The organism is Paenibacillus massiliensis 2301065 = DSM 16942, assembly GCF_000377505.1.
GTDB lineage: Bacteria > Bacillota > Bacilli > Paenibacillales > Paenibacillaceae > Paenibacillus > Paenibacillus massiliensis.
Map to the genome: position 1 here is coordinate 795905 of NZ_KB898185.1, position 23609 is coordinate 819513.

21 protein-coding genes are annotated in these 23609 nt (G+C 47.8%); 3 read left to right on the forward strand and 18 right to left on the reverse strand.

Annotated features, from left to right (window positions below; translation table 11 throughout):
• Nucleotides 1–255 precede the first annotated feature (255 nt).
• Nucleotides 256–1482: an MFS transporter gene (locus tag D328_RS0103520; protein ID WP_018883574.1), complete on the forward strand. Its 1227-nt coding sequence runs from the start codon at nt 256–258 to the stop codon at nt 1480–1482.
• Nucleotides 1483–1745: 263 nt separating this feature from the next.
• Here the strand turns inward: D328_RS0103520 and D328_RS0103525 are convergent, their stop codons facing one another.
• On the reverse strand, nt 1746–3077 hold the full coding sequence (locus D328_RS0103525) for an MFS transporter (RefSeq protein ID WP_051091096.1): 1332 nt from the start codon (nt 3075–3077) through the stop codon (nt 1746–1748).
• A gap of 282 nt (nt 3078–3359) precedes the next feature.
• A complete protein-coding gene (gene yicI / locus D328_RS0103530; protein WP_018883576.1) occupies nt 3360–5675 on the reverse strand; it encodes an alpha-xylosidase in 2316 nt (771 codons plus the stop codon).
• 160 nt (nt 5676–5835) lie between these two features.
• Here yicI and D328_RS0103535 point away from each other — a divergent pair, with 160 nt between their 5' ends.
• Nucleotides 5836–6735, forward strand: coding sequence for a helix-turn-helix transcriptional regulator (locus tag D328_RS0103535; RefSeq protein WP_018883577.1), 900 nt, complete (start codon nt 5836–5838; stop codon nt 6733–6735).
• A gap of 9 nt (nt 6736–6744) precedes the next feature.
• Here the strand turns inward: D328_RS0103535 and D328_RS0103540 are convergent, their stop codons facing one another.
• The 12 genes from D328_RS0103540 to D328_RS0103600 all read right to left on the reverse strand — a co-directional run bounded on the left by D328_RS0103540 (nt 6745) and on the right by D328_RS0103600 (nt 17822).
• Nucleotides 6745–7185: a hypothetical protein gene (locus D328_RS0103540; RefSeq protein ID WP_018883578.1), complete on the reverse strand. Its 441-nt coding sequence runs from the start codon at nt 7183–7185 to the stop codon at nt 6745–6747.
• A 12-nt stretch (nt 7186–7197) separates the two neighbouring features.
• On the reverse strand, nt 7198–7644 hold the full coding sequence (locus D328_RS0103545) for a DUF6386 family protein (RefSeq protein ID WP_018883579.1): 447 nt from the start codon (nt 7642–7644) through the stop codon (nt 7198–7200).
• 120 nt (nt 7645–7764) lie between these two features.
• Nucleotides 7765–8187: a hypothetical protein gene (locus D328_RS0103550; RefSeq protein ID WP_018883580.1), complete on the reverse strand. Its 423-nt coding sequence runs from the start codon at nt 8185–8187 to the stop codon at nt 7765–7767.
• 51 nt (nt 8188–8238) lie between these two features.
• On the reverse strand, nt 8239–8721 hold the full coding sequence (locus D328_RS0103555) for a tetratricopeptide repeat protein (RefSeq protein WP_018883581.1): 483 nt from the start codon (nt 8719–8721) through the stop codon (nt 8239–8241).
• A 284-nt stretch (nt 8722–9005) separates the two neighbouring features.
• Nucleotides 9006–10349 (reverse strand): hypothetical protein, encoded by a 1344-nt coding sequence (locus D328_RS0103565; RefSeq protein ID WP_018883583.1) that lies wholly within the window; start codon nt 10347–10349, stop codon nt 9006–9008.
• 277 nt (nt 10350–10626) lie between these two features.
• Nucleotides 10627–11991 carry a hypothetical protein gene (locus tag D328_RS0103570; RefSeq protein ID WP_018883584.1) on the reverse strand — a complete coding sequence of 455 codons (1365 nt, stop codon included), beginning with the start codon at nt 11989–11991 and terminating at the stop codon, nt 10627–10629.
• A 372-nt stretch (nt 11992–12363) separates the two neighbouring features.
• Nucleotides 12364–14277: a threonine--tRNA ligase gene (gene thrS, locus D328_RS0103575; protein WP_018883585.1), complete on the reverse strand. Its 1914-nt coding sequence runs from the start codon at nt 14275–14277 to the stop codon at nt 12364–12366.
• 509 nt (nt 14278–14786) lie between these two features.
• Nucleotides 14787–15245 (reverse strand): NUDIX domain-containing protein, encoded by a 459-nt coding sequence (locus D328_RS0103580; protein ID WP_018883586.1) that lies wholly within the window; start codon nt 15243–15245, stop codon nt 14787–14789.
• Between the two features lie 184 nt (nt 15246–15429).
• A complete protein-coding gene (locus D328_RS0103585) occupies nt 15430–15978 on the reverse strand; it encodes a glutathione peroxidase (protein WP_018883587.1) in 549 nt (182 codons plus the stop codon).
• Between the two features lie 116 nt (nt 15979–16094).
• Nucleotides 16095–16661: a GNAT family N-acetyltransferase gene (locus D328_RS0103590; protein WP_018883588.1), complete on the reverse strand. Its 567-nt coding sequence runs from the start codon at nt 16659–16661 to the stop codon at nt 16095–16097.
• A 150-nt stretch (nt 16662–16811) separates the two neighbouring features.
• Nucleotides 16812–17129: a hypothetical protein gene (locus D328_RS0103595; protein ID WP_018883589.1), complete on the reverse strand. Its 318-nt coding sequence runs from the start codon at nt 17127–17129 to the stop codon at nt 16812–16814.
• Between the two features lie 96 nt (nt 17130–17225).
• Complete coding sequence (locus D328_RS0103600) at nt 17226–17822, reverse strand: HAD family hydrolase (RefSeq protein ID WP_018883590.1); 597 nt, start codon at nt 17820–17822, stop codon at nt 17226–17228.
• A gap of 334 nt (nt 17823–18156) precedes the next feature.
• Here D328_RS0103600 and D328_RS0103605 point away from each other — a divergent pair, with 334 nt between their 5' ends.
• On the forward strand, nt 18157–18993 hold the full coding sequence (locus D328_RS0103605; protein ID WP_018883591.1) for a YitT family protein: 837 nt from the start codon (nt 18157–18159) through the stop codon (nt 18991–18993).
• A gap of 28 nt (nt 18994–19021) precedes the next feature.
• Here D328_RS0103605 and D328_RS0103610 read toward each other — a convergent pair whose 3' ends face one another.
• From D328_RS0103610 to D328_RS0103630, 4 genes are all read right to left on the reverse strand, one after another.
• Nucleotides 19022–19849, reverse strand: coding sequence for a GNAT family N-acetyltransferase (locus D328_RS0103610; protein ID WP_018883592.1), 828 nt, complete (start codon nt 19847–19849; stop codon nt 19022–19024).
• A gap of 1 nt (nt 19850) precedes the next feature.
• Complete coding sequence (locus tag D328_RS28290) at nt 19851–20435, reverse strand: DUF4269 domain-containing protein (protein WP_018883593.1); 585 nt, start codon at nt 20433–20435, stop codon at nt 19851–19853.
• A 373-nt stretch (nt 20436–20808) separates the two neighbouring features.
• On the reverse strand, nt 20809–21585 hold the full coding sequence (locus D328_RS0103625; protein WP_018883595.1) for a response regulator transcription factor: 777 nt from the start codon (nt 21583–21585) through the stop codon (nt 20809–20811).
• Nucleotides 21569–23464, reverse strand: coding sequence for a cache domain-containing sensor histidine kinase (locus D328_RS0103630; protein ID WP_018883596.1), 1896 nt, complete (start codon nt 23462–23464; stop codon nt 21569–21571). Before D328_RS0103630 ends, D328_RS0103625 begins: the two co-directional genes overlap by 17 nt.
• Between the last annotated feature and the right edge of the window lie 145 nt (nt 23465–23609).

A 23609-nucleotide genomic window follows, 5' to 3' on the forward strand; every position in this document is an offset into this window, starting at 1 on the left:
ATTATGTCAAAATATTAATAGGTATCCGAAAGTGAGAAGCGGATTATTACTTCGTGTCACTAATAAGGAGTGCAGCGGGATTCGAGGCCATAAGGCCTGGAATCCTTTTTTTGAGCTTCATGCAAGCTTTGAATTATTGTTGAGTTCTCTTTTCGTTGTCATCAGGCTCGTACATGAAAGATTCTCACAAGATAGTGCCTTATAGATTCAGAGAGAAGCAGCCTCAAGCTGCCACTAGATAGGGAGAGAAGCTACATGCAACAACACATCACAGAACGTCTATGGACCAAGCATTTTGTTATTTTGACCTTCGTTAACCTGTTATTATTCTTAGAGCTACAAATGATCGTCCCTTCACTGCCGTCTTACGTAAAAGACGCCTTCTCTGCAAGTGCGATTCAGGTAGGATTGGTCACGAGCTTATTCGCCCTCAGTGCGATCGTTGCTCGTGTTCTCTCGACCCGTTATCTGGAAAAGGGCTTTCGAGCGTATATCGTCCTGATCGGGCTCGCGCTTGCTCTAGCCGGGACTCTCGGTTATGTGCTGGCTCCTACGGTAGGTATTCTGCTCTTGATGCGGGTGATCTTCGGGCTTGGCTTTGGGCTTAGCAGCACTACATTCCCCACTATGGCTTCAGATATTGTTCCTGCCAAGCGAATGGGTGAAGGCATGGGCTACTTTGGCCTATCCTCAACACTAGCCATGTCCATCGGCCCCACGATTGGCATTAGTCTCCTGCAATACGGAGGGTTCAATGCGCTAGTATACACCACCTGCGCTGTGATTATTCTAGTCGTACCCATGACTATATGGCTGCTGAGACAACTCCCAGACCCTTCGAAGTCTGGACAGGATGCCGGCATGAACGCAAGGCAAGCAACCGTGTCTAGCGAGGAGAATGACGGAGTACCGCTGTGGCGCAAGCTCTGGCTGCCTTCCTTTCTGAATTATCTCATGGCCATTACCTATGGCGGCTTGCTTAGCTTCATGGTCTTATTCGGCCAGGAAGCGGGCTTGACACATGCAGCCTTCTTTTTCCTATTCCTTGCAGGAGCAGTGCTGCTGGTTAGGCCCTTTGCTGGGAGACTCTATGATCGGTTCGGCCATAAGGCTATTATGGGGCCAGGCTCTCTACTCTTGCTGACGGGTCTTCTCTTGCTATCCTTTGCGCGCACGGATGGGATGCTGTACCTTGCTGCCATGTGCTATGGAGCAGGCTTCGGCAGCATGCAGCCAGCCTTCCAGACCTGGATGATTCAATGTGTGCCTGCACGCAAGCGCGGAACAGCAAGCAGCTCTTTCCTGAATTCTACGGACTTCGGGGTAGCTACAGGTGCTCTCCTTCTCGGCTCCATCGCGAAATGGTCGAGCTATGCGATGATGTATAGAATTTCAGCCACAGCTATTGTAGCGCTGGTGCTAATGTATGTCTGGCTGCAGTGGAATACGAGACGGTCTCAAGCTGCGATTGAGCTTACATGATATTATGACTTACATGATACGGGGACTTACATGATAGAGGATTTTAAGTGATACCGTATTTCTTAAAAAGATAAAGCCGCCTGTCTGTTCCAGCGTCCCTAGGGAGGCTGAAGCAGGCAGGCGGCTTTTTTGTGCTATACGCAGTTTAGTAGTAGCACAACTCCATTCAGCTAGTGGCACAACTCCATTCAGATACAGTTCCACCACAGCCTGGAGTTGTAATGGTGTAATTTTCAGTGGGTATCATATGAGAAAGTTTCTGCCTAACGGTAGCCTGCTTTTTTACGTATACCTGGTGTTCGCCGTGCAATGTCCTTCCCCCGCTGCTGTTCATGGGGATCATTCACCCGTCCCTCACCTGCTTCGTCTTCACGAGGCTTCACCGCGAATAGCATTAGCAGCCCTCCTACAGCGCTGAGCACGCTCATTACAATGAACAGAAGACTGTGCCCCCGATGTAACAACAGCGATACGATCGGAGGACCCAGCGATACCCCGACGAACCGCATACTACTGTACAGCGAGGTGATTGTCCCACGCTCCTTCTTCTCTATACCACGTGTTATTAACGAATCCAGGCACGGTAAGGTCAGACCAATCCCTGCGCTTCCCAAAGCGAATAGTCCGATTTCTATATAGATATTTTTGAAAAAGGAGATGAGGGTAAAGCAGATCGTAAGAAGAGCAAGACCGCTAAAGCCAAGCCATTTCATACGAGCTTTATTCTTACCAATGACCTTCCCGCCAACGTAGGAGCTAACGCATAGAAAAGCCAATGGAATAGCCAGAACTCCGCCTTTCATAACGCCATGCAGATGATGCTTGGACTCCAACGTCTCAGATAAATAGAACAAGGTACCAAAAATTGCAAACATGCAAATGCCGCCCATGGCAAATATAGCATACAGCCACCGACCATTTTTGCCCAGCACAGCCCTGAGCTCTGACAGAAATTCCTTGAATGCCACCTCTGCCTTTTGCTTACGGCGCGGAACGGACACGAAGAATATAACAAGGAGCAAGGAGATGAGAAAAAACACCGGAATGGACAGCAATGGCAAGTACCACAGCACCATTCCCAAAGCCGCACCCAGAATCGGACTCAATACTTTTCCAAACGTATTATAGGTCTCGACAATTCCCAAATTGCGACTAACTTCCTCCTCCTGTGTATATAGATCCCCTACGAGCGGAATGACGATTGGAAAAGCCCCGGCCGCACCTACTCCCTGCAATAGCCTGCCGCCGATAATCGTCCAATAGGCAGCTTGGTCTGCAAGCAGCCACGCACCAGCAGCAGATATGCCTGCCCCAATAACCGCTGTAATGAGACTGGGTACAATAACTGCCTTGCGTCCAAAGCGATCAGACAGGTAGCCTGCAATAGGTATGAGGATAATGGCCGCTACAGCGTACACTGTAATCAGCATGCTTACCCGTAGGGAGGTAACGTTCAGCTTCCTTGCCATTTCGGGCAGAACAGGAATGAGCATGGAATTGCCAAGCGTCATCATCAAAGGAATAGAACCCAGCGCCAGTAAGAGTGTATGCTTCGTATTCTTATCCGAATTTTTACTTGAATTACCGTACTTCATACTCATATCCTTCATGTCCAAGGACCTGATTTCATATACCATTCCCCCCAGGATTCAGTACACAGGCAGATAGTTGTATTGTGGTTGTTCCGGAAGGACTTTATGCATTAGAGTCTGTGAACTAACTCCAGACACGGTCAAGCTTCTACCGATGCCAGCTACCATGAAAAAAATGAAAAAAGCGCGTGCACGGGGATATTCCCGTCACTCGCGCCTCTTCGATCTGCAGTTATGATAGTTAGATAATCAGATGTACGCTAGCTCCTCACCTAAGCGTCACACTTAGAGAGAAATGATCACTTCATGGCCTGCTTCTGGCGTGATGATGACGCCTTGAGCGCTGACCTGAGCCGAGCCGCCTTGCACTCCTGCAAGCTGCTGAATGCCACGCAGTACAATCTTCCATGGCTTACCAGCACCTTCTGCGCTCACTCGAATCGTATCACCAGTACGTTCGGCCTTAGCAGCCAGCTCCCGTTCCCCTTGACCATTCACAACGACGGCTTCAGCCTTGGCGTCTGCCTCCAGCTCGAATAGATGGAGCTCGACCCCTGTTGCATAATCGTAATCAGGACGGTTATCCTCCTGCCCGATCGCCAGTAGTGTGTTGGGTCTGACAAGGACCGGCAATGTCGTGAAATCATGCTGCTCTGTCTGCCAGGCTCCTCCTGTCTTAACTTCGCCAGTCAGCAGGTTCGTCCAGCGACCAGCAGGCAGATAATACTGCACATCCCCTTCACGATTGAAGATAGGTGCAACTAACAAGGAATCCCCGAACATGTATTGGCGGTCCAACGTATGAGTCGTCGGATCTTCCGGGAACTCCAGCACCATAGCTCTCATCATCGGTAAGCCCCGCACGGAGGATTCCACGGCTGAGCTGTAGATATAAGGCATGAGCGTGCACTTGAGCTTGGTGAAGCTGCGCAGAACATCTACGGCCTCTTCATCGAATAGCCATGGCACCCGATAAGAATGGTTACCATGCAGTCGGCTATGAGAAGACAGCAATCCGAACTGTACCCAGCGCTTGTAGACATCTGGCGGAGCCGTTGCTTCAAAGCCGCTAATATCGTGACTCCAGAAGCCAAAGCCACTGAGACCTAGCGATAGACCACCACGCAGTGACTCTGCCATGGATTCGTAATTAGACGAGCAATCTCCTCCCCAGTGAACCGGGAACTGCTGACCGCCAGCCGTAGCGGAGCGTGCGAATAAGGCCGCCTCATTTTTGCCCAACTCTTCCTCCAGCAGCTCGAATACCGCCTTGTTGTAAAGGTGAGTGTAGTAATTGTGCATTTTCTGCGGGTCAGAGCCGTCAAAATAGACGACATCAGTCGGAATCCGCTCACCAAAGTCTGTCTTGAAGCAATCTACGCCTTGATCAATCAGCACCTTCAACTTGCTCTGATACCAGCGCACAGCATCCGGGTTCGTGAAATCAACCAGTCCCATTCCGGCCTGCCACATATCCCACTGCCACACACTTCCGTCCGCCGTCTTCACTAGATAGCCATGCTCCATACCTTCATCGAACAGGATTGACTTCTCTGCAATGTATGGATTGATCCAGGCACAGATCTTGAGTCCCTTCTCCTTCAGCCTCCGCAGCATGCCCTCAGGGTCCGGGAACATATCCTTATCCCATTGGAAGTCACACCACTGATACTCCTTCATCCAGAAGCAATCAAAATGAAAGACCGATAACGGCAAATCACGCTCAGCCATACCATCTACAAAATGATTCACCGTAGCCTCATCATAATCGGTCGTAAAGGAGGTGGTGAGCCAGAGTCCGAAGGTCCATGCCGGAGGCAACGCCGGCTTACCCGTAAGCTTCGTATAATTATCTAGCACTTCTTTAGGATTAGCCCCACCGATAATAAAGTAATCGAGCGTCTCTCCCTCTACACTGAACTGTACTCTCGATACATTCTCCGAAGCGACCTCATAGGACACGCGCTCCGGATGGTTCACGAATACGCCGTAGCCCTTACTAGATAGATAGAACGGGACATTTTTGTAGGCCTGCTCACTGCTCGTTCCCCCGTCTTCATTCCAGATATCTACCACCTGACCATTCTTCACAAAAGGAGTGAAGCGCTCGCCCAAGCCATATACGTATTCTCCAACACCAAGCTCCAGTTGCTCCCGGAAATAGGCCTGTTCATTCGGACCTTTAATATAAGCAGGCCCACGGTGGCCGCTGCCGGTGATTTTCTTACCATCATAATTGAAGGCAATGCTCCAGCCCTCCGTAAGCTTCACCGTGACATCAAGCTTGCCGCTCTGCAGGACAGCTGTCTGCTCGTCAGTCGTAATCTTCACATCCACAGGCTCGGTATGAATGTCGAAGGCAGGTCCTTTCATGACTTTTCCTTTATGATGATTCATACGTACCCGAATGACATCGGGCATGGGGGAGCTAAACGTCGTCTTCAACAGTGCTCCGTTCAGTGTATCCCCTTTGTGCTGGACTTTTTTGCTCGCTGCATACAAGGTCAAGGACGACTCATCCGTGGCCAGATCCCGAATATCCGCCGGATTCTGCACATCGTACCCTTTCCGAATTTGCCAATATCCATCCGTAAACTTCATTACCGCTTCCTCCTTGGGGGCTTGGAGCCCTACTCTGTTCTATACTATAATGATATTAATTAAAGAAAGGGTTTTCTTGTTATATTTTGACCTGTAGTATCACTATTTTGATACTATAATTCTATATATGTGCAGCAGTATGTCAGGGAGGTAAATAAAGATGGACCAGGATCGGTTGCGTTTGAGAGAGAATCTGCGGGAAGACCGTGTGCACGGGGATGCCATGTACCCGGTCCGGGTATACCCGGACGTGGAGCAGCTGAATGGAAACTGTATTCTTGAGCCCCATTGGCATGAGGAGCTGGAGTTTATCCTTGTGGAAGAGGGAAGTGCCCTGTTCCAGACAGATATGAACTATACACGGGTACATGCTGGTGAGGTATTGTTCGTGAACCGCGGGGAGCTACACGCAGGATATCTGCAGGATGATTCGCACTGCATCTTTTCTGCTGTCGTATTCCATCCGGATTGGCTGAATTGTCACATTAGCGATATTGTACAGCTTGAGTATATTGAGCCTTTTTTGCATAAAAAAAAGCGCCCTAGAGCGCATATCCACCCAGGCGATCCTGGCGGACGTGAGATTATTGACATCATTGGCAGCATCATTGCTGACCATCGCCAGCCCGCTCCAGGACTTGAGCTGATGACCAAGGGTAGACTGTACACCCTGCTCGCTTTGATGGAGCCGTTCATGCAGCCTGCTGAGGCCACCGCAAGTGTACCTGGTCATCACGAGAAGATCGAGCGCATCAAGCAAGCTCTGAACTACATTCATGCTCACTATCAGGAGCCACTGCGTCTGAAGCAGATTGCAGATACCCTGCACATGAGCGAGGGCCATTTTTGCCGCTTCTTCAAGCAGATGGTGCAGAAGAGCCCCGTGGAATACACGAATGGCTATCGCATCCAGCGTGCCTGCCGATTGCTGGAGCACAGCAACCGCAAGGTCGTCGATATCGCTATGGAAGTCGGCTTCGACAATCTCAGCTACTTCATCGCCACCTTCAAGCGCAACAACGGACTGACTCCATCACAATATCGCAAGCTGCATCAGTAATCCTCATGCTCAGGTGCTATTAGTCTGGCGCCAGATTTCGAACACCGGGTCCTCCTGAGTAGCAATGATGTAGGCAGGAGCCTCTTTTTGTACATCTAGATGAGCTGCTGTCTGTACCACCACAGGTATGATGAGCAAGGGGATGATCAGGTCGTGCTGCTCAATCGGGCCTTTCATGAAATGAAGAAGTGCCTCCTTCGTCGTCTGAACCCCATGTCCAGTGAAAAATAGTTGTCTTCCCTTATAACGCGGCTCATGGTTGAAGACAAGATAGCACTCGTCTTGCAGCACCGTGTCCAGCTCCTCATAGTCTACTGCACCCGAGAAACAATAGTTATTCTTCAATGCAAAGTAATGAAGGAACAGCTCACGAGCCTCAGCCTGACTCCATATCACCTGTCGCTCCAGACCTTCGAAATCATAGGCCATATGTCCAGTATTCTCCGTCATGCCTGCTCCTCCCTACTTCAAGCGAATCGGAGCGACAAGTGTATTGGTTCCTTGCTCGGACGGGATAAAGGAAAGTTGTATTGTGTTGTGCTCCATACGGTATGTAACAGCATAATTGCCAGGGTTCATGGTCAGCATAGCCCCAGATACAGCTGGTGAGTCATCTGGCTCCAATTCTCCCCCGGTCGTGTCCTCTCCTGCCCCGACGAATATCTGGCCCGTAGGTGCATTCATATGTAGCAATCCATCTGCATTCTCCAATTGATCTACAATCGAAATATGATATTGGCCATCATGGCCAACGCCCAAGAACAAAATATGGCCTTGGTTCATCTCATCCAGCTCATCCTCGGGAATGCTCCACCAATCTGACGTATCATCGAAACGATGGCGAATCGCTGCCAGATCGAAGATCGCTACGGTGGACGTGTCTGTTACTATTGTAAATTCATGGTTCATGGCCTCTACCTCAATCCATCTGTTCTTTTTCGTTCTGTCTCTCTTCTTTACTTCTTTCTTCCTTGTTCCTTCCTTGATTCGGTTCCTCTATCGTGCTGATCGCCCGTCATGATGTATCCCTCACATATCATTCAGAATTTCATCGAGCCAGCTGCTGTTCTCCTCCTCACATTCCACCTGCCCTAGAAATACAATAGTATCGTTGGACTGGACCTGGCCCTCATAGCTAATCTCAGGGATGGCTATCATATAACTGATCTCGGTTATCCCTTTCTCTGCGAGCAGTTCAGCAACCGGATCAATGATAAAAGCAAAGCCTTCCTCCAGTGCAGCATTCGCGCTTCGCTTCACCTTGCCTAGCTCTCCATGCTGTGCCCCATACCATAGGATGACGGCATGATCGAGATCAACGTACTCGTCAGTAAGCTCAAAGTCCCGTTCGAAGTGGCTACTCCCCGTTTCATCCTCCACAAATTGAGCCACGATTCTATCATAATCTACAGCTGTAGAGTACCACACTGCATAATTTTCTGAACTACTCATCTCTTCTATATTCCTCCTGTTTGTTCTAGGCTTCTATTTCAAAATCTTCGTCTAATCCCATCTGTCATCCAGCTTATCTGAGTAATATAGAATCGCCTTCCGGTATGCTCGAATGCCTGCGTCCTCGCTTGTCTCTGCAAGCTGGCGCAGCAGACGTTCCATGGCTCCTTTATAATCCTCAAGATTATACAGCACCATGGCGTAAAATACCTCAAATTCCCGATTCCCCGGGTATTCCAACATGGCCTGTTTTAGCGTAGCAGCGGCTTCCTCATACCTGCCAAGTGTGCGGTAGGTGCTACCCAAGCCAAGGTATGCTCCCTTGCGATCCTCCCCATCCAATCCAAGTGCCAACGCCTGCTCGTAGTACGGGACAGCCTCCCGCTCCAGCTCCATCACATCATGCACCCAGGCGCACTGATACCATACAGCAGGATCAGTGGAGAATTCCGTAGTTAGCCGCAGCAGCAACTCTTGTGCCTGCTCCAGCTGTCCCGTTTCCCGAAGCTTAATCGCTCGTTCGAGTTCACTCATGATACACCCCCCTAGCTTAGACAGTACATGATCGCTATAAATTGTACAACCGCTTGCCTCTGCTTCAACATAAAAGGACTCCACCGACATGATAGTTGGTCAAGAGTCCTTATAGATTTCATGATAATGCTATAAAAATCGAGACAAAAGGTTGGTAAATTGAATGTTCTCCGCCATCAATAATTTATGTCATCCACCACCATGAATGCTGGTCAACGTAATAATGGTATTCGTCACCAACATGACCACCAGACCACTTGCGAACATCAATGAGAGCATTTTCTTCATACGATCGCCTCCATTCTGACTAGATTGTGATACTCTACCTTAGCTTCCTCTGACGCATAATTACGAAAATGTTCAAATAATCTCATAAACCGCAGAGTAGAGTTATCATGATTAATTATAGTGGACTTTTCCAAACCTTTTAACAAATGGAGATAGCCTTTTTCATAATTTTCTTTCATTAAACTATAGTGTGCAAGCTCGTATAATAAGCCAATATGTTGATCATCCGTATTTTGTTGATTATATATCTCATTCTTATCCTGCTTCAAAAGACCAGAGATCTCTTGCTCATACTTGGTTATAATTCGATCTACGTCCACTTTAAAACGATTCGCTACAATCATAATATTCCATAAGCCACGAGTAACTTCAATCTCCTTGGTCTCGATAAACTCAACATAATCTGATAATAGCTGTGTCTCACCAGACATTAGTCTGGCTAGCAGGATATTCGCTTTTGCCCATTCTGCGAACAGACCCTTCCAGTGCAGCGTATCAGCATCCGTCTCTCGTACCCATGACAAATCGGCATACTGGTTAGCTTTTTCTAGAGCAAGTTCGTAGTTACCTTGATCATGATAAAAACCACCCATTAACAAGTTGCTATACGCTACATAAAAAAATAAGGGTCGAAGTGGCTCTTTGGTGACCGATTCCAAACTATATTGAATTTCTGCCAGACGATTCAGCTTGATGGCCGTAGCATTTACTTTGTCCCATTCATGTAACGATCTGTACACGTTGGCTAAATCCTTAAGTGCGTCCAACTGATCAATTTCATCCAGACGCTCCACGTAAGGCTCAAATAGTGTTGCAACTCTGAGGTTGAGAGATTGATCATCACCAATACGAATCGTAAACAATCTATACTGGCTTAAGGCCAGACGTTCTGAATGCTGATTTCTTTCGCCACTGGCAACGTTCTCGTAAAGTATTTCTGCAGCCCTATAAAGCTTCTGATCAAAAAACTCCTCAGCCAGCTCAAACACCAGTGGCACATAATATGTCACATTGTCCATAAGGACAGATACAACCTGAGCTATGCAATCGAGCCTGTTCAATTCTGTGCAGCGTTGCAAAAAGGCCTTCACTCTACGCCAATCCAGAGATGCCTCCAGCATATATTCCTGAACATATCGGGTATAGTAGTAATCCTCTGGCTTCTCCATGGCCTGTGTAACACAATCCAGTTGATGTACAGATATGGCACGGTTGCTCATTACAATACCACTTACTGTACCCGCGTTGAGTCCGGATTTGGCAGCAAACTGACTCATGTTCATTTTGTGCTGCTCCAAATAATCTTGGATTTCTGTCCGAATCGTAGGTGTGATTTGCATAGGTAAACCACCCTTCTGATGTTAACTTATATCAACATAAGGAAAGTTATGAGTTAGAAAACAGCCAATAATACATTCATTTTAACAGATCACATTATACCAAGTTATGGAACGTATGAATATGCCTTAGGCTTAAGGTAACTTTTGAACCTGCGTGATTTAAGAAATTATGTATATTGTTTAGAAATATGCTAGACCCGTTCACTCTCCTTACTATATTTGCTCAAAAGCAGTTCCAAGAAATATAACAAGGGAATTTCTGAGAAAATAGAAATACTTACGTTTCATCTGCCACATTAATAAATTGTCTATAGGCTGCTTTATTCTCTGGTGATGTATACTTTTGATAATATTCATACCTTACACCCTTATTAATATACGATTCATTATTAATCGATGCAGATTTTCCGAGACATTCTAATAAGAAAGTAAAGCCCTCTTCATACATTCCTTTATCCATGTAATACTTTGCCAACTCACTAGTTAAATGTGTAAATCGCTCCGTAATTATTTGTTGAGTATAGACACCTATCTTAATTTGTTCATTCAAGAAAAATTGAATTTCTGCTTTAAACTTTTCCAGAACATCATCTACATTTAAGTTGTATCGGTTAGCTGCTTTAATTATGTTATCTATTACCGAGAGGGTTTCTTCTTTCTGAGCAGAGAAATAGGTAATATACTCTGGGATTACACTGGCGTCACCTGACATCAGTCTATTAACGTAAGTATTGGCAATGGACCATTCCTTGAATTGAGTTTTCCACTTAAGAGTAACCTCATCCTCCCCTTCGACCCAGCTCAAATCGGCATATCTCTGTATGTGCTGGAATGCCGACTCATAGTCTTTATTAGCGTCACAGACTTCTGCCTGAATCAGATGGGCAAATGCCCAATATACAAACGGAGGATACAAAGACTTCTCCACTTCGCTATCCTTTGCAGAATCCCTATATCCTAGCCTATGAAAAACTTCTGCCTTACTTTCCAAAATCTCAGCAAACTTTCTCATTTTGGACCATTTTCGAAGTGATCGATATGTATTAATTAGTTCTCGCAAGGCATCAAGCTGCATCAATTCATCTAAACGATCTATATAAGGCTCGAATTGAACGGCTATATCGTAATTCTTCTGGTGGTCATCGCTAGTCCGTATTTTGAACAGTCTGTATTGGCATACTGCCAGTCGCTCAGAATGCTGTTGTCTTTCACTGATGGCAAGATTCTCATACAGTAACTCGGCCGCCTTATGCTGTTCAAGCGCAAACAATTCCTCTGCAAGTTCAAATGTAAGCGGAGCATAGTACGTAACATTATCCATGAGTACGGATACAACTTGAGCTATGCAATCAAGTCTATTCAATTCTGTGCAGCGCTGTAAAAATGCTTTGACCCTGCGCCAGTCCACAGATGCATCTACTATATACTCTTGCACATAACGGCTATAAAAATAATCCTCTGGCTTTCCCAAGGCCCTCGTAACACAATCTAGCTGGTGCACAGACATGGCACGATTGCTCATGACCATACCACTAACTGTCCCTGCATTAAGTCCAGCCAGAGTTGCAAATTGACTCATGTTCAACTTATGCTCTCGCAAATAATTTTGGATTTCTGCTTGTATCGTAGGTGTGATTTGCATAGATAAACCACCCTTCCAGTATGAACTTATATCAAAAGAATACAGCCTCTGCAATTGAACATGTGAAGTTTATATTTCATTTTGAAACCATACTATTATACCAAGTTTTGGAACAGGTGCATATAACTCAGTATGGAGCCTACTGTATTTCAACTTTCTGGATCAACTGTAAATATAAAAATAGCCATTTTTTAAAAGATATAATATTCAAAACCGTGACAATAGCATTCAGTAAAGAATTCACATTGGGTTAGCATAACACCAACAGCGCTCCAAGATATGGCTATACAAACAAGGAGCGCCGCTAGATATCAATTGTACAATTCAAAATCAATGTCTTACAAATTATCCTCAGGCTATCGTCTTGCTCTTCTACCGCTTGGCAGACACCTCTGCGTGCAGCTGCTCTATTAGCGTACTGGCCTCCATACTGCTGTTCTCGTCCGTTCCTCGCTTCCGAACAGACACCAGATTCGCATTCATCTCACTCTCTCCGACGATGATCATATATGGGACCTTGTGCAGCCCGGCTTCTCGGATTTTGTAGCCAAGCTTCTCATTACGACTATCGAGCTCGACCCGGAGCCCCGCTGCTGCGAGTGTACGCTTGACGCTCAATGCATAGTCCACGTACCGATCAGACACTGGCAATATCCTTGCCTGGACAGGCGCGAGCCACAGTGGAAAAGCACCTGCGTAGTGCTCGGTCAGAATCCCGATGAAGCGATCTATAGAGCCGTAGATCGCACGGTGGATCACCACAGGACGATGTTTGCCATTATCCTCTCCAATGTAGCTAAGCTCGAACTTCTCCGGCATCTGGAAATCCAGTTGAATGGTGCCACACTGCCAGCTTCGCTTGAGCGCATCTTGAATATGGAAGTCGATCTTCGGTCCGTAGAAGGCCCCGTCGCCTTCATTAAGCTTGTAAGCCACGCCGCGTTTCTCCAGCACGCTCCGTAGGGATTGCTCCGCCTGCGTCCATAGCTCTTCCGAGCCCATGGAATCATCTGGACGTGTAGATAACTCAATCTCATAGGAGAAGCCGAACACACCGTACATGTAATCGATCAGATCAATGACACGCCCAATCTCCTCTTCGATCTGCTCTGGCAGGACGAACAGGTGCGCATCATCCTGACAGAAGGTCCGTACACGAGTCATTCCGCCAAGTGCCCCAGAGAATTCGTGACGGTGTACCTGACCGAATTCGGACAGACGGATCGGCAGCTCACGGTAGGAATGACGGCGGTCCTTGTAGATCAGCATGTGGCCCGGACAATTCATGGGCTTGAGCGCGTATGTTGTGTCGTCCACATTGGTGAAATACATATTATCCTTATAATGATCCCAGTGGCCCGACTGCTCCCAGATCCGGTTATTCATCATCAGAGGTGTCCGAACCTCCTCATAATCCAGCTTCCGCTGAACCTGGCGAGCGAAATCCTCAAGCTCTGTACGCACGGTCATCCCGTTCGGCAGATAGAACGGCATCCCTGGTGCCTCCTCAGAGAACATGAACAACCCCAGCTCCTTACCAAGCTTGCGGTGATCACGCTTCTTCGCTTCCTCCAAAATGTGCAGATGTTCATCCATCTCTACTTTCTTCACGAATGCTGTTCCGTATATCCGCTGTAGCATCTTGTTCTTGCTATCTCCACGCCAGTATGCACCAGCTACATTCATCAGCTTGAATACTTTAAGTCTGCCTGTCGAAGGGACATGCGGCCCGCGGCACAGATCCACGAACTCACCTTGCTCATACAGACTGATGATGCTATCCTCAGGCAGTTCCTGAATCAGCTCCAATTTATAAGGATCACCCAGCTCTGTAAACAGCTTAATGGCTTCCTCACGACTGACTTCTTTACGCACAATCGGAAGATTCTCATCTGCAATCCGCTTCATTTCCTTCTCAATCCTGTGCAGATCTTCGATATTGAGCGAATGCTTCAGATCCATATCATAATAAAAGCCATCTACGATAACCGGACCTACACCGAGTTGCACCTCCTTGCTGCCATACACACGCCTAACAGCCTGTGCCAGTAGATGCGCCGTACTGTGCCGTATGACCTCAATGCCTTCGGCTGTGTCCTGAGTTACAATCTCGATCTGGGCTCCTTCCATCAGCTTGGTGGACAAGTCTACGATCCTTCCATTTAGCTTGCCTGCCACAGCATTCTTACGTAGACCACTGCTGATCGATCCAGCCACATCCTCAATACTACTGCCCTCTACATACTCCCGAACCGAGCCGTCCGGCAAATGAATACTTACTGCCATTTCTGCTTCCTCCTCGTTCTTGCTTTCTTTTGCCCGGGACGTATGCTGGTTATGTGAATGCAAAAAAACACCCGTCCCGGTATCAAGGGACGAGTGTGTGCTCGTGGTTCCACCCTAATTCGACCATTAGCAGACTCACAGCAATGACGAGATATCAATGCGGGCAGCTTCAGGTCCTTAATTGGCATCCAATAACGTGGACGAGTCGGCGGCCTATACTAGCGTCTCTGAACAAGACGGGGTTCCAGGCTGCGGCTACAAAGGGGTAACTCCACATTCGACAGCTGAAGAGGCTCGCACCAATCACCCCTATCTCTGGCAGCCCGACATGGGAATCATGTCTTTGATCATTGCCTTTGAATATGCTTTTTATCATACAAGGAGATTTTTGAAAATGTCAAGCAACTTTTTAGAATCCGTACGCCAACCCGCATCATAGCGGGAAATAAGGACCCAAGAGGTCAGGGCAAGCAAAGCATTCGCTATGATGTCTGCCTAGTGATGTCTGCTTAGTTCACATCGCCTATGTACACATTTGCTTGGATACGGTCACGAATGATCCGTCCGAGCTTGCCAGGATACAGTCGAATGTCCTCCAGCTCCTCCAGAGCCACCCACTCAATCCCGATCTGGTTAGGATCTGGTACGGCCCCACCCTCAAGCTTCACGGTCGGGTTCTTCAGCTCACATTCAAAATAAAACTCCACCTGATGATAATCCGAATCCCATTCCGCGAATTCATGATTCCGACCGATATATTCACGGATATGGATGATATCCTTGACGATCACCTCGGCTCCCAGCTCCTCCAGACATTCGCGATATACAGCCTCAGATAGCGGCTCACTGTGCTCCTGCCCGCCACCGGGGAACAGGTAAGCCTCCCCGAACTGATCGCGATTCTTCGTAAGCAAGAGCTTGCCACCCTGCACGATGACAGCCTTGCAGGAATTACGAATTGGCTTCATCTGTATTGTCCCTCCATCAGGTTTGCTTCCGAATTGCTCATAACTTGCTTATGACTTACTCGTGAATTACTCTTCACTTGTTGGCCCGTTCATGCTTCTGACTGATGCATGGACTTCTCTCTTGCAATTGACAGATCTTGTTTACTCTTGCAGAGTATTGGCCAATTCTACCAGCTATCAAGTACTACAGGACCTCTTCAATACCTGCGCGAATGCTCTCGATCGAGGACACAGGCTCAAAGCGCTTGACGACACGCCCCTCAGCATCAATCAGGAATTTGGTAAAATTCCATTTAATCGCATTACCATGCAGCCATTCTGGAGCCTTGTCGGCCACCATCAGCTTCAGCAGCTTCGCATTGATATCGTCCTCGTCGAAGCCCTCAAAGGCAATGGCTTTGCGCAAATAATCGTACAATGGATGAGCGTTCTCCCCATTCACATCAATCTTGGAGAACATCGGGAATTTCACGCCATAGTTAATCTGGCAAAAAGCTTCTGCATCCTGGCTGCTGCCCGGCTCCTGCTCGGCAAACTGATTACAAGGAAAACCAATGACCTGTAAGCCACGCTCCCGGTATTCATCGAACAGCTTCTGCATATCGTCGAATTGCGGTGTATATTTACATTTGCTAGCCGTATTCACAATAAGTACAGGTCTTCCTTCATATTGATACAGCGGAAAGCGCTCACCATTGGTCTTCGTTACATTAAAATCATAAATAGTCGCCATGTTGTCCACTACTCCTCGCTTTGCTCAGCATTCGTAAGATGCTTAAGATATAAAATTACGGTGACGCTTACCATACCTGAAAATTATAACGGGTACATCTGCATAAGGAAAGCTGTCTATTGCGGTGCATCCTTCACGAACAAAGCCATAGCGATCAAATCCGCATAGCTGCCATCCTCCAGCCTGATTTCGTGACGAAGCACCCCCTCCTCCATGAACCCAAGTGATCTGTACAACTGGATCGCCGCCTGATTATGCTCGAACACCTCTAGTTTCAGCTTGGCAACACGATCATGTGCCCTCGCCCAATCAATCAGCACCTCCATCAGCGCACGTCCAATACCACTTCCGCGATAATCTTGATGTGTACTAACACTGAAGCTTCCCATGTGGGCAATTCTAGATTTGTGTCCACCGTGAAAGGACAGAAAGCCCACAAGCTGCTCTTCATGTTCCGCCAGCAGGATGAGATGATTGTCCTTGTGCTGGATCTCTTCGATCCACATCCGTTCCTGCTCAGCCGTAATTGTGAATTCTTCAGGTGTTGTTAGCAAATACTGCTCTGAGCGAATAATGGTCTGATTATATGCCAGGACACGCTCAGCATCCATGCCTGCTGCAGGACGAATGAAGATATGCCGTCCCACCTTATCTACCAAGTGACGTATACACGAATGGCTCATTTCTATGCACCCCTCCTACTCAAGTAAGTATTCCTATTAAATGATTTTTAGATCAGCTCATTCTTATGAGTTTCTACATAGTCATAGAGATACACAAATAGCTCACGATCGGTATACACGTATAGCTGCTGTGCTATATCCGCGATGAATTCAATGTCGATGCCATGTCTGTCCTGAAAGCTCGTTATGGAATGCACCTGGAGGGTTATTTCTGGACGGCTTGACTTCAATTCCAGTCCCTGCTCCTGTTCGTCTCTGAGCCAATCCGTTCATATTCAACTCCGTGTCCAGCTCGATCATCAGCATCACATCCTGCAGCACGCGCGGTAGCAGCTCGAAGCTCTCCCACAGCTGAGTTCGTGGAGCTCCGTACATGCTGTCGCATATCTCGCCCACGATGTCCTCTCCACTCCCATGTGCTAGCGTATCAGTCGAGATTACCGTGAGGAGCAGCTGTCTAATGTCCACAAAACTCGCCCTCCCTCACAAGCTTCCCCGCAATAGTCCATTTTCCTCCCCTGTCAATCATGCATCAGTGAGCTCTATCGGTCCCCTTCTTCCCGTTCATTTCATTTCTTGTATATGTAGCTTGACCTCATCAATCCATTGGTGATCAGCATCTGCCAGAATGGTAGTCCAGCCTATGGCCTTGCCCATTGCCAGATTCTGCTCAGCATCATCTACGAATACAACTGGCTGCGAGCCGGGTAACTGCTCCTGAACAAGCTGGAATATACTCGGATCAGGCTTCGAGCAGCCAACAGTACTGGAGATTGTCATAGAGGTTATATATTCGCTAATTGGTTCTAACACAGGAACAATCCACTCTGCCCGATGATTGCTGAGCAAGTGGATCTGGAAGCATTCGCTCCATTCCTTTAATTTATCCCACGCGGGCAGCGGTTGAAGATGCTTGGTAACATGGACATTGCTCAATACTACATTTTCGTTGGAGGACTGCTGCTGGAGCCAGGCCCAGAACCCATCTTCGCGGATCGTTCCATCCCACAGTTGCTGGCGAACTTGATCCTTATAGAGACTTCGTAGCGTTGTATATGGTACCTTGAGTAGCTCAGCTGCCTCCTCCCAGAATACAGGCGTGATATTGGTTAGCAGCACTCCTCCAACATCCAATACTAAATTTGGTTTTTCAGTATGCATATGTCCCTCCATCTGTCCTATATCCCATAGTGAATTACGGATTGTTTTGATACAAGTGCACTGTCTACGACTTGGATAATTAAGCTAAATTGATGAATAACACACTTTACGATATCTATCATATTATTACTGAGTAGCAAATGCTATCTTCTAATAGATTCTTCATGAGAGCACCTCTTGGTGCCGACCTAGCATTTACATTCCGTGATCTGCCAATTATAATAGGACTATCAAAAGAGCTGGCACTTCATGTGTGAATAAAGCGATTAAAGGATGTAACTCTCCTTTAATCGCTTTTTTTGTGTGAATTCAGTCATAAATGGAGGTATTGTCTGTGAAGAAAAGAATCTACGAATTACTCATGCTGGTTATCGGGGCATTTCTATTTGCCCTCGCTGTCAATTTATTCGTCATACCGAACGATTATGGTGAAGGCGGCGTAACGGGGATCACCATCATTTTATACTACCTCCTCGGCTGGTCTCCGGCAATGGTCAGTATCGTTCTTAACGGGATCTTGCTGATTGTCGGCTACAGGCTGCTGGATAAAAAAACGACACTATATACGATCATAGCGGTAGGCTTTAACTCACTGTTCCTGTATCTGACCGAGCATTGGGAGATATCATCGAGTGAGGCTTTCATTAACGCTATTTTTGCAGGGCTGTTGGCTGGAGTCGGCATCGGGCTGATCATCCGCGTGGGCGGTACAACCGCAGGGACGACTATCCTGGCGCGTCTAGCCAACAAATACTGGGACTGGAATATTAGCTACGCCCTGTTATTCTTCGATCTGATCGTTGCTGGCTTCTCGATCTTCGTCATTGGGATTGAGAAGACTATGATTACGGTCGTCATTCTTTATGTAGGAACGAAGGTCATGGATTTCATTGTGGAAGGCTTAAATCCAAAAAAAGCAGTGACGATTATATCAGCACAGCATGACAGCATTGCAGCGCAGGTAACGAAGCTCATGGACCGGGGTGTCACGGTGCTGCGGGGCTCCGGCTATTACACGGGGCAGGACAAGGAAGTGCTGTACATCGTCATCAGCAAGCAGGAAGTGTCCATGCTGAAGAGAATTGTGCGGGCAGAGGACAAGAACGCCTTTGTCACCATCCATGACGTGCGTGATGTTTTTGGCGAAGGCTTCATTGATATCTCGAAGTAATTATCAGAGTGTGCCAGTACCAACATCATCAAATCGTCGGATCATGGTATGTCCATGAGGCACGAACGTATCCGAGCTTCATACCGACATGCTCCATATTCCGGTGGCTTTGGGACAGATACGCACATTGTCCGACCACGAGGCCGCAATTCGTGGCGTAGGCTTCCGTTATCCGTCTGATCAGCAGCAGCCGATGCAATCCTTGCTGCCTGAATTCGGGAAGAGTTGCCGCGAAGGTCAAAGAAGCCTTGCTATCCTTGATATACATCACTGCGGCCGCAGCTGGTCGATCATCCACGTAGGCTATGTAGAATTTCCAGCCTGGGCGATGAAGCAGCACCTCATTGTTGCGGGTTACATAAGGAATGCCGTCATCTGACAACCCCGCGCCTCTGCAGTGAATGGTGGCATACAGCTCCATTTGTCCCTCCTTGACCTCTTCAAGGCGAACCTGCTCTGCAGGATTCAGGATGTGCCGAGGCTCCGCAATGAGGGAGCAGTGATGGCCTGCTGGATACAGGCCCAGCTCCGACAAATGCCTGATCAGTCGCTCGTTCGCCTGTTCCGGAATAATCTCCAGCTGAGGCTTGCGCCCTCTCTCACGATAGAATTCTAGTATCGGCTCAATATACTCAAGATCTGCGCTCGTTATCCCTTTTACCGTATTAAAAGAAGGCCAGGGCATAGTCTTGCTATAGTAACAGACCGCATGTCCGAACCTCTGCAGCTTGATTCCCTCCGGGTTCCCCTCTCTCTGCTGTATAGCAAGCATACGATCTGTCATGTAATCGATCTCCGCACGCTCGATCTCCTGTACTAGTAACAGGGACGGAAGCAATTCACTATGCTGATTCACTTTACATCACCTTCCCTTGTAAAAATCTCCTTAATTGTCCGTCATTCCAATGGCTCATCTCTAACAGACCCAGATATGGATCACCCTGCAGACCAAGCAGTTCACCGAAGGCTGGCTCCGTCTTCAAGCCCTGTCTCTTCAACTCCCGAACCCTCTCTCGATATGTGCTCCCGAGCAGTGTCAGGATTTTATGCTCAATCCGCATGTGCCGATAGCCATTTTGCTCTACCGTCGGGATTGGCTGGCCGAACACTTCAACCCACTGCCCTTCCTGTTGGAAGGAGATTACGATTCGCTGAATACCGTGTACTGCGCGAATGGCCTGACGAAACCCAGGCTGCTTCCTGTAAACCTCCATGATCGCCGAGCAAGCCTCCATATCATGAACCTCACATATAATATCCAGATCGCTATCCGGTAGAGCTATATCAATCGGTATAGTCCCTACTAGCAGTGGGCTGAAGCCTTCCAATCGCTCCATAATTCCCAATCGCTTCAGAATATCATAGCATCGTCTCTGTCTGGGATTACCTTCCTGCATATAGTCTATGCTCCTGAAATCCTCACTGTAGTCAAGCTCTATCATGAAGCATGATCTCCTGTCAGCTTGCAGAGCTTCCCCAATCGGCCTTGAATCTCCAGTAAGACTGTTCCTGAACAACCTGACTGGTCGGCTTGCTGACCGAAAAATTTCATTATGGACTCAGCGGCCTCAGCATCTACAGCGTTTATCCACATGCATTCCAGCATGGTATTCATCCCATCCTTCCGTTCTGACTGGCTAATGCATTCATTAGCCAGTACTTAGCTTAGACATTAATAGCATTGGAGTTCAGCATCGTCACTATATTTACCAAGCTAACGCACAAGAATGTGTCTCTTATCTGAAGGTATATCCGCCCACGCCTCCTGTCAAAGGATTCCTGCAGGTTACGTTCCCCACCTACAGATCTATTAAGTCAATTCGTATCCCCGGGCGCCTGCCACTGCTGTCTGTACTCACTGGGGTACATCCCTGTCTTGTTCTTGAAGATTCGGCTAAAGTAATGCGGGTCACTGTAGCCGACCGACTTGCCTACATGCTTGATATCCATATCCCCGCAGGTCACCAGCATCCGCTTGGCCTCATTCAGCCGCAGGCCTGTCAAATACTTGAGAGGCGTCTCGCCCGTCACCTTCTTAAAGCATTTCCCAAGATAGTCCACCGAAAAATGCAGCTGCCCCGCCATATCCTGCAACGTAATTTCATGCATGTAGTTCTGCTTCAGGTACAGCTTGACAGCCTCGGTTATATCTTCGGCCTGAAGCTGTTCATCGGTCACCGCGCTTACCCGGGCCAGCGAATCATTCACACGGCCCAGCTTGATCTCAAGTGAATGCAGCAAGGCACGTAGCTGTTCCTCCGTTAGCGGCTTGAGCAAATAATCTTCAACCTTATAGGTGATGGCCTGTCGTGCATATTCGAATTCATGATGACCGCTTAGGATAACAATTTTGACATGAGGATACGCAAAATACAGATGCTTCGCCAGCTCCAGCCCATTCATAATCGGCATCTGGATATCCGTGACGACCAGATCCGGTACAGCCTGCTCCATCAGCTTCAGTGCCTCCTGCCCGTTCCTGGCTTCGCCAATGACCTCAAAGCGGGAATCCAGTTCACGGAATTTACGGGACACATTGCGACGGATGAGTGCTTCATCCTCCACAATGATCGTTCTATAGGTCATCGCCATCGTTAACCGACTCCTTTCGAATAGAACCAGAGATTGCAATTTCCACCCCACCAGTGGGTAGATTCGTGATATGCATATCTGCCGCATCGCCATACCATAATTTCAGCCGAATCCATATATTTTTCATACCCATTCCGTTAATGCGCATATTGGGCATACGCTGCCAATCTCGTGAGGATTCCATATACTCTTGCATAGCCTTCATGGCCTCCGGCTCCATGCCTGGGCCATTATCCTCAACTGTTATTTTCCATATATTGTTCGTCTTATCCTGCTCACCCATAATTCGTACACGCCAGGGAGGTGTATCACGAAGACCGTATTTCATGGTATTCTCCAGCAGCGGCTGGATCAGCAGCATCGGAATCTGATTATTCTTCATTTCCTCCGGGATGCTAAATTCATATTGCAGATCGTCCTCAAAACGAATCTTCATGCACTCCAGGTAGCGCTCACAATACTCCAGCTCCTCTGACAACGGGACTCCGTTTTTGCTGGACCCTGAAATGTATCGAAGCATCGCTGTAATATGCCCGCAAAAGGCTACAATCTCGTCGTTCATCCCCTCCTCTGCCATAATGCTGATGTTAGCAATATTGTTATACAGAAAATGAGGATTCATCTGGGATTGCAGCGCCAATAGTCGAGCTTCAGCTTCTTCGGTCTTGAGTGCTAACAAATCCTGAAAGGACTGTACCAGCTGCTGATTAAGCTTGAAGAACGTATCATTCAGCTCATCCAGCTCGCGAATCGCCCCAGGGTTCTCCAGCTTGAGTAATTGGCCGGGCTTCTGTCCCGTCGCCAGAGCTTGCGCATCTGTAGTGCGTATCAACTGCTGGAGTCGGTGCAGCGGAAGGGTCACGCGCTTGGATATGAGATAAGATATCAGCAATATACATGTGAGTGTAGCGAGGGTCGCTCCAACCACCAGCAGCGTGACCCGATTCAGTCCAGCGAAGAGTGATCGCTGTGATTGTGTCACGACGATTGTCCATCCCGTCTCTGGTGATACGGCATACGTCATCATCTGCTTGGCAGTACCGCCAAATTCAGCCACCTCATGCATCGTCTCAGGCGAGTAATGCCTGCTGTGGATTAATTCCTCATAATAGTCACCGACAGCAGACCATTCCCCAGACTCGGAAGTAAAGGGATATAATACGGCATCCTGCTCATCCAGCACATAGATGGAGACCTCCTTGTTATCCGCGACCAGCTCATGGGGGTAACGGAACACCGTCGCTGCGTCCTGCAAAATCTCCACTACCCCCTGGCTAACATAATTTCCGTCCTTATACACACGGGTTAGCGACAGGTACCGATGCTCGGAGGGACCAGATGCCGTGGGGACTGGGAGGGAGCCGCCCTGTAGCATTTGCAGTACACGCCAGCCATTTCGTCTCCAGGTCTCCTCATACCAGGGTCTTTGTGTCAGATCAACAACCCGCTGGCCATTGAACGCTCCGGCACCGAGCATTTTACCGTTGCTATCATAGATATTGGCCTGCTGTGCCGTATTCGAGCTGCTGATAATTGCCAGTATGACGTCAATCAGCGTGGTGTTGTCCTTGTAGAACAACGGGTCCACAGCAGCACGTTTCTGCTCATCCTCTGCCAGAGACAAATAATGGCTAAAGTGCTCCTTCACCAGATTGGAATACACAATATTCATGGAGAGGTTGTTCATCTTGATGATTTCCTGATCCAGATTACTCACAATGGATGTGACCAATTGCTTCTGCTGATCAGCACTGCGACTGCGGATGTCATTTGCCAAAAATACATACAACAGGCTTGCCACCAGAAGTGAGAAGATAATGAATACGACCGAGTAGTAGGTAAAAAGGCTTTGCTGCAGCGTTCTAAAACGATATCGCATGTTGCTTTCACCTCTCCAAATCATCCGCGTTGCTCACTTCCATACGAAAATGTCCACCTCAACAGAACGCTTTTGTCTATTGAGTGACCTCCACTTTCAAAGTAAAGTTATGCACATAAGAATACGCTTACATTTCCGATTCTGC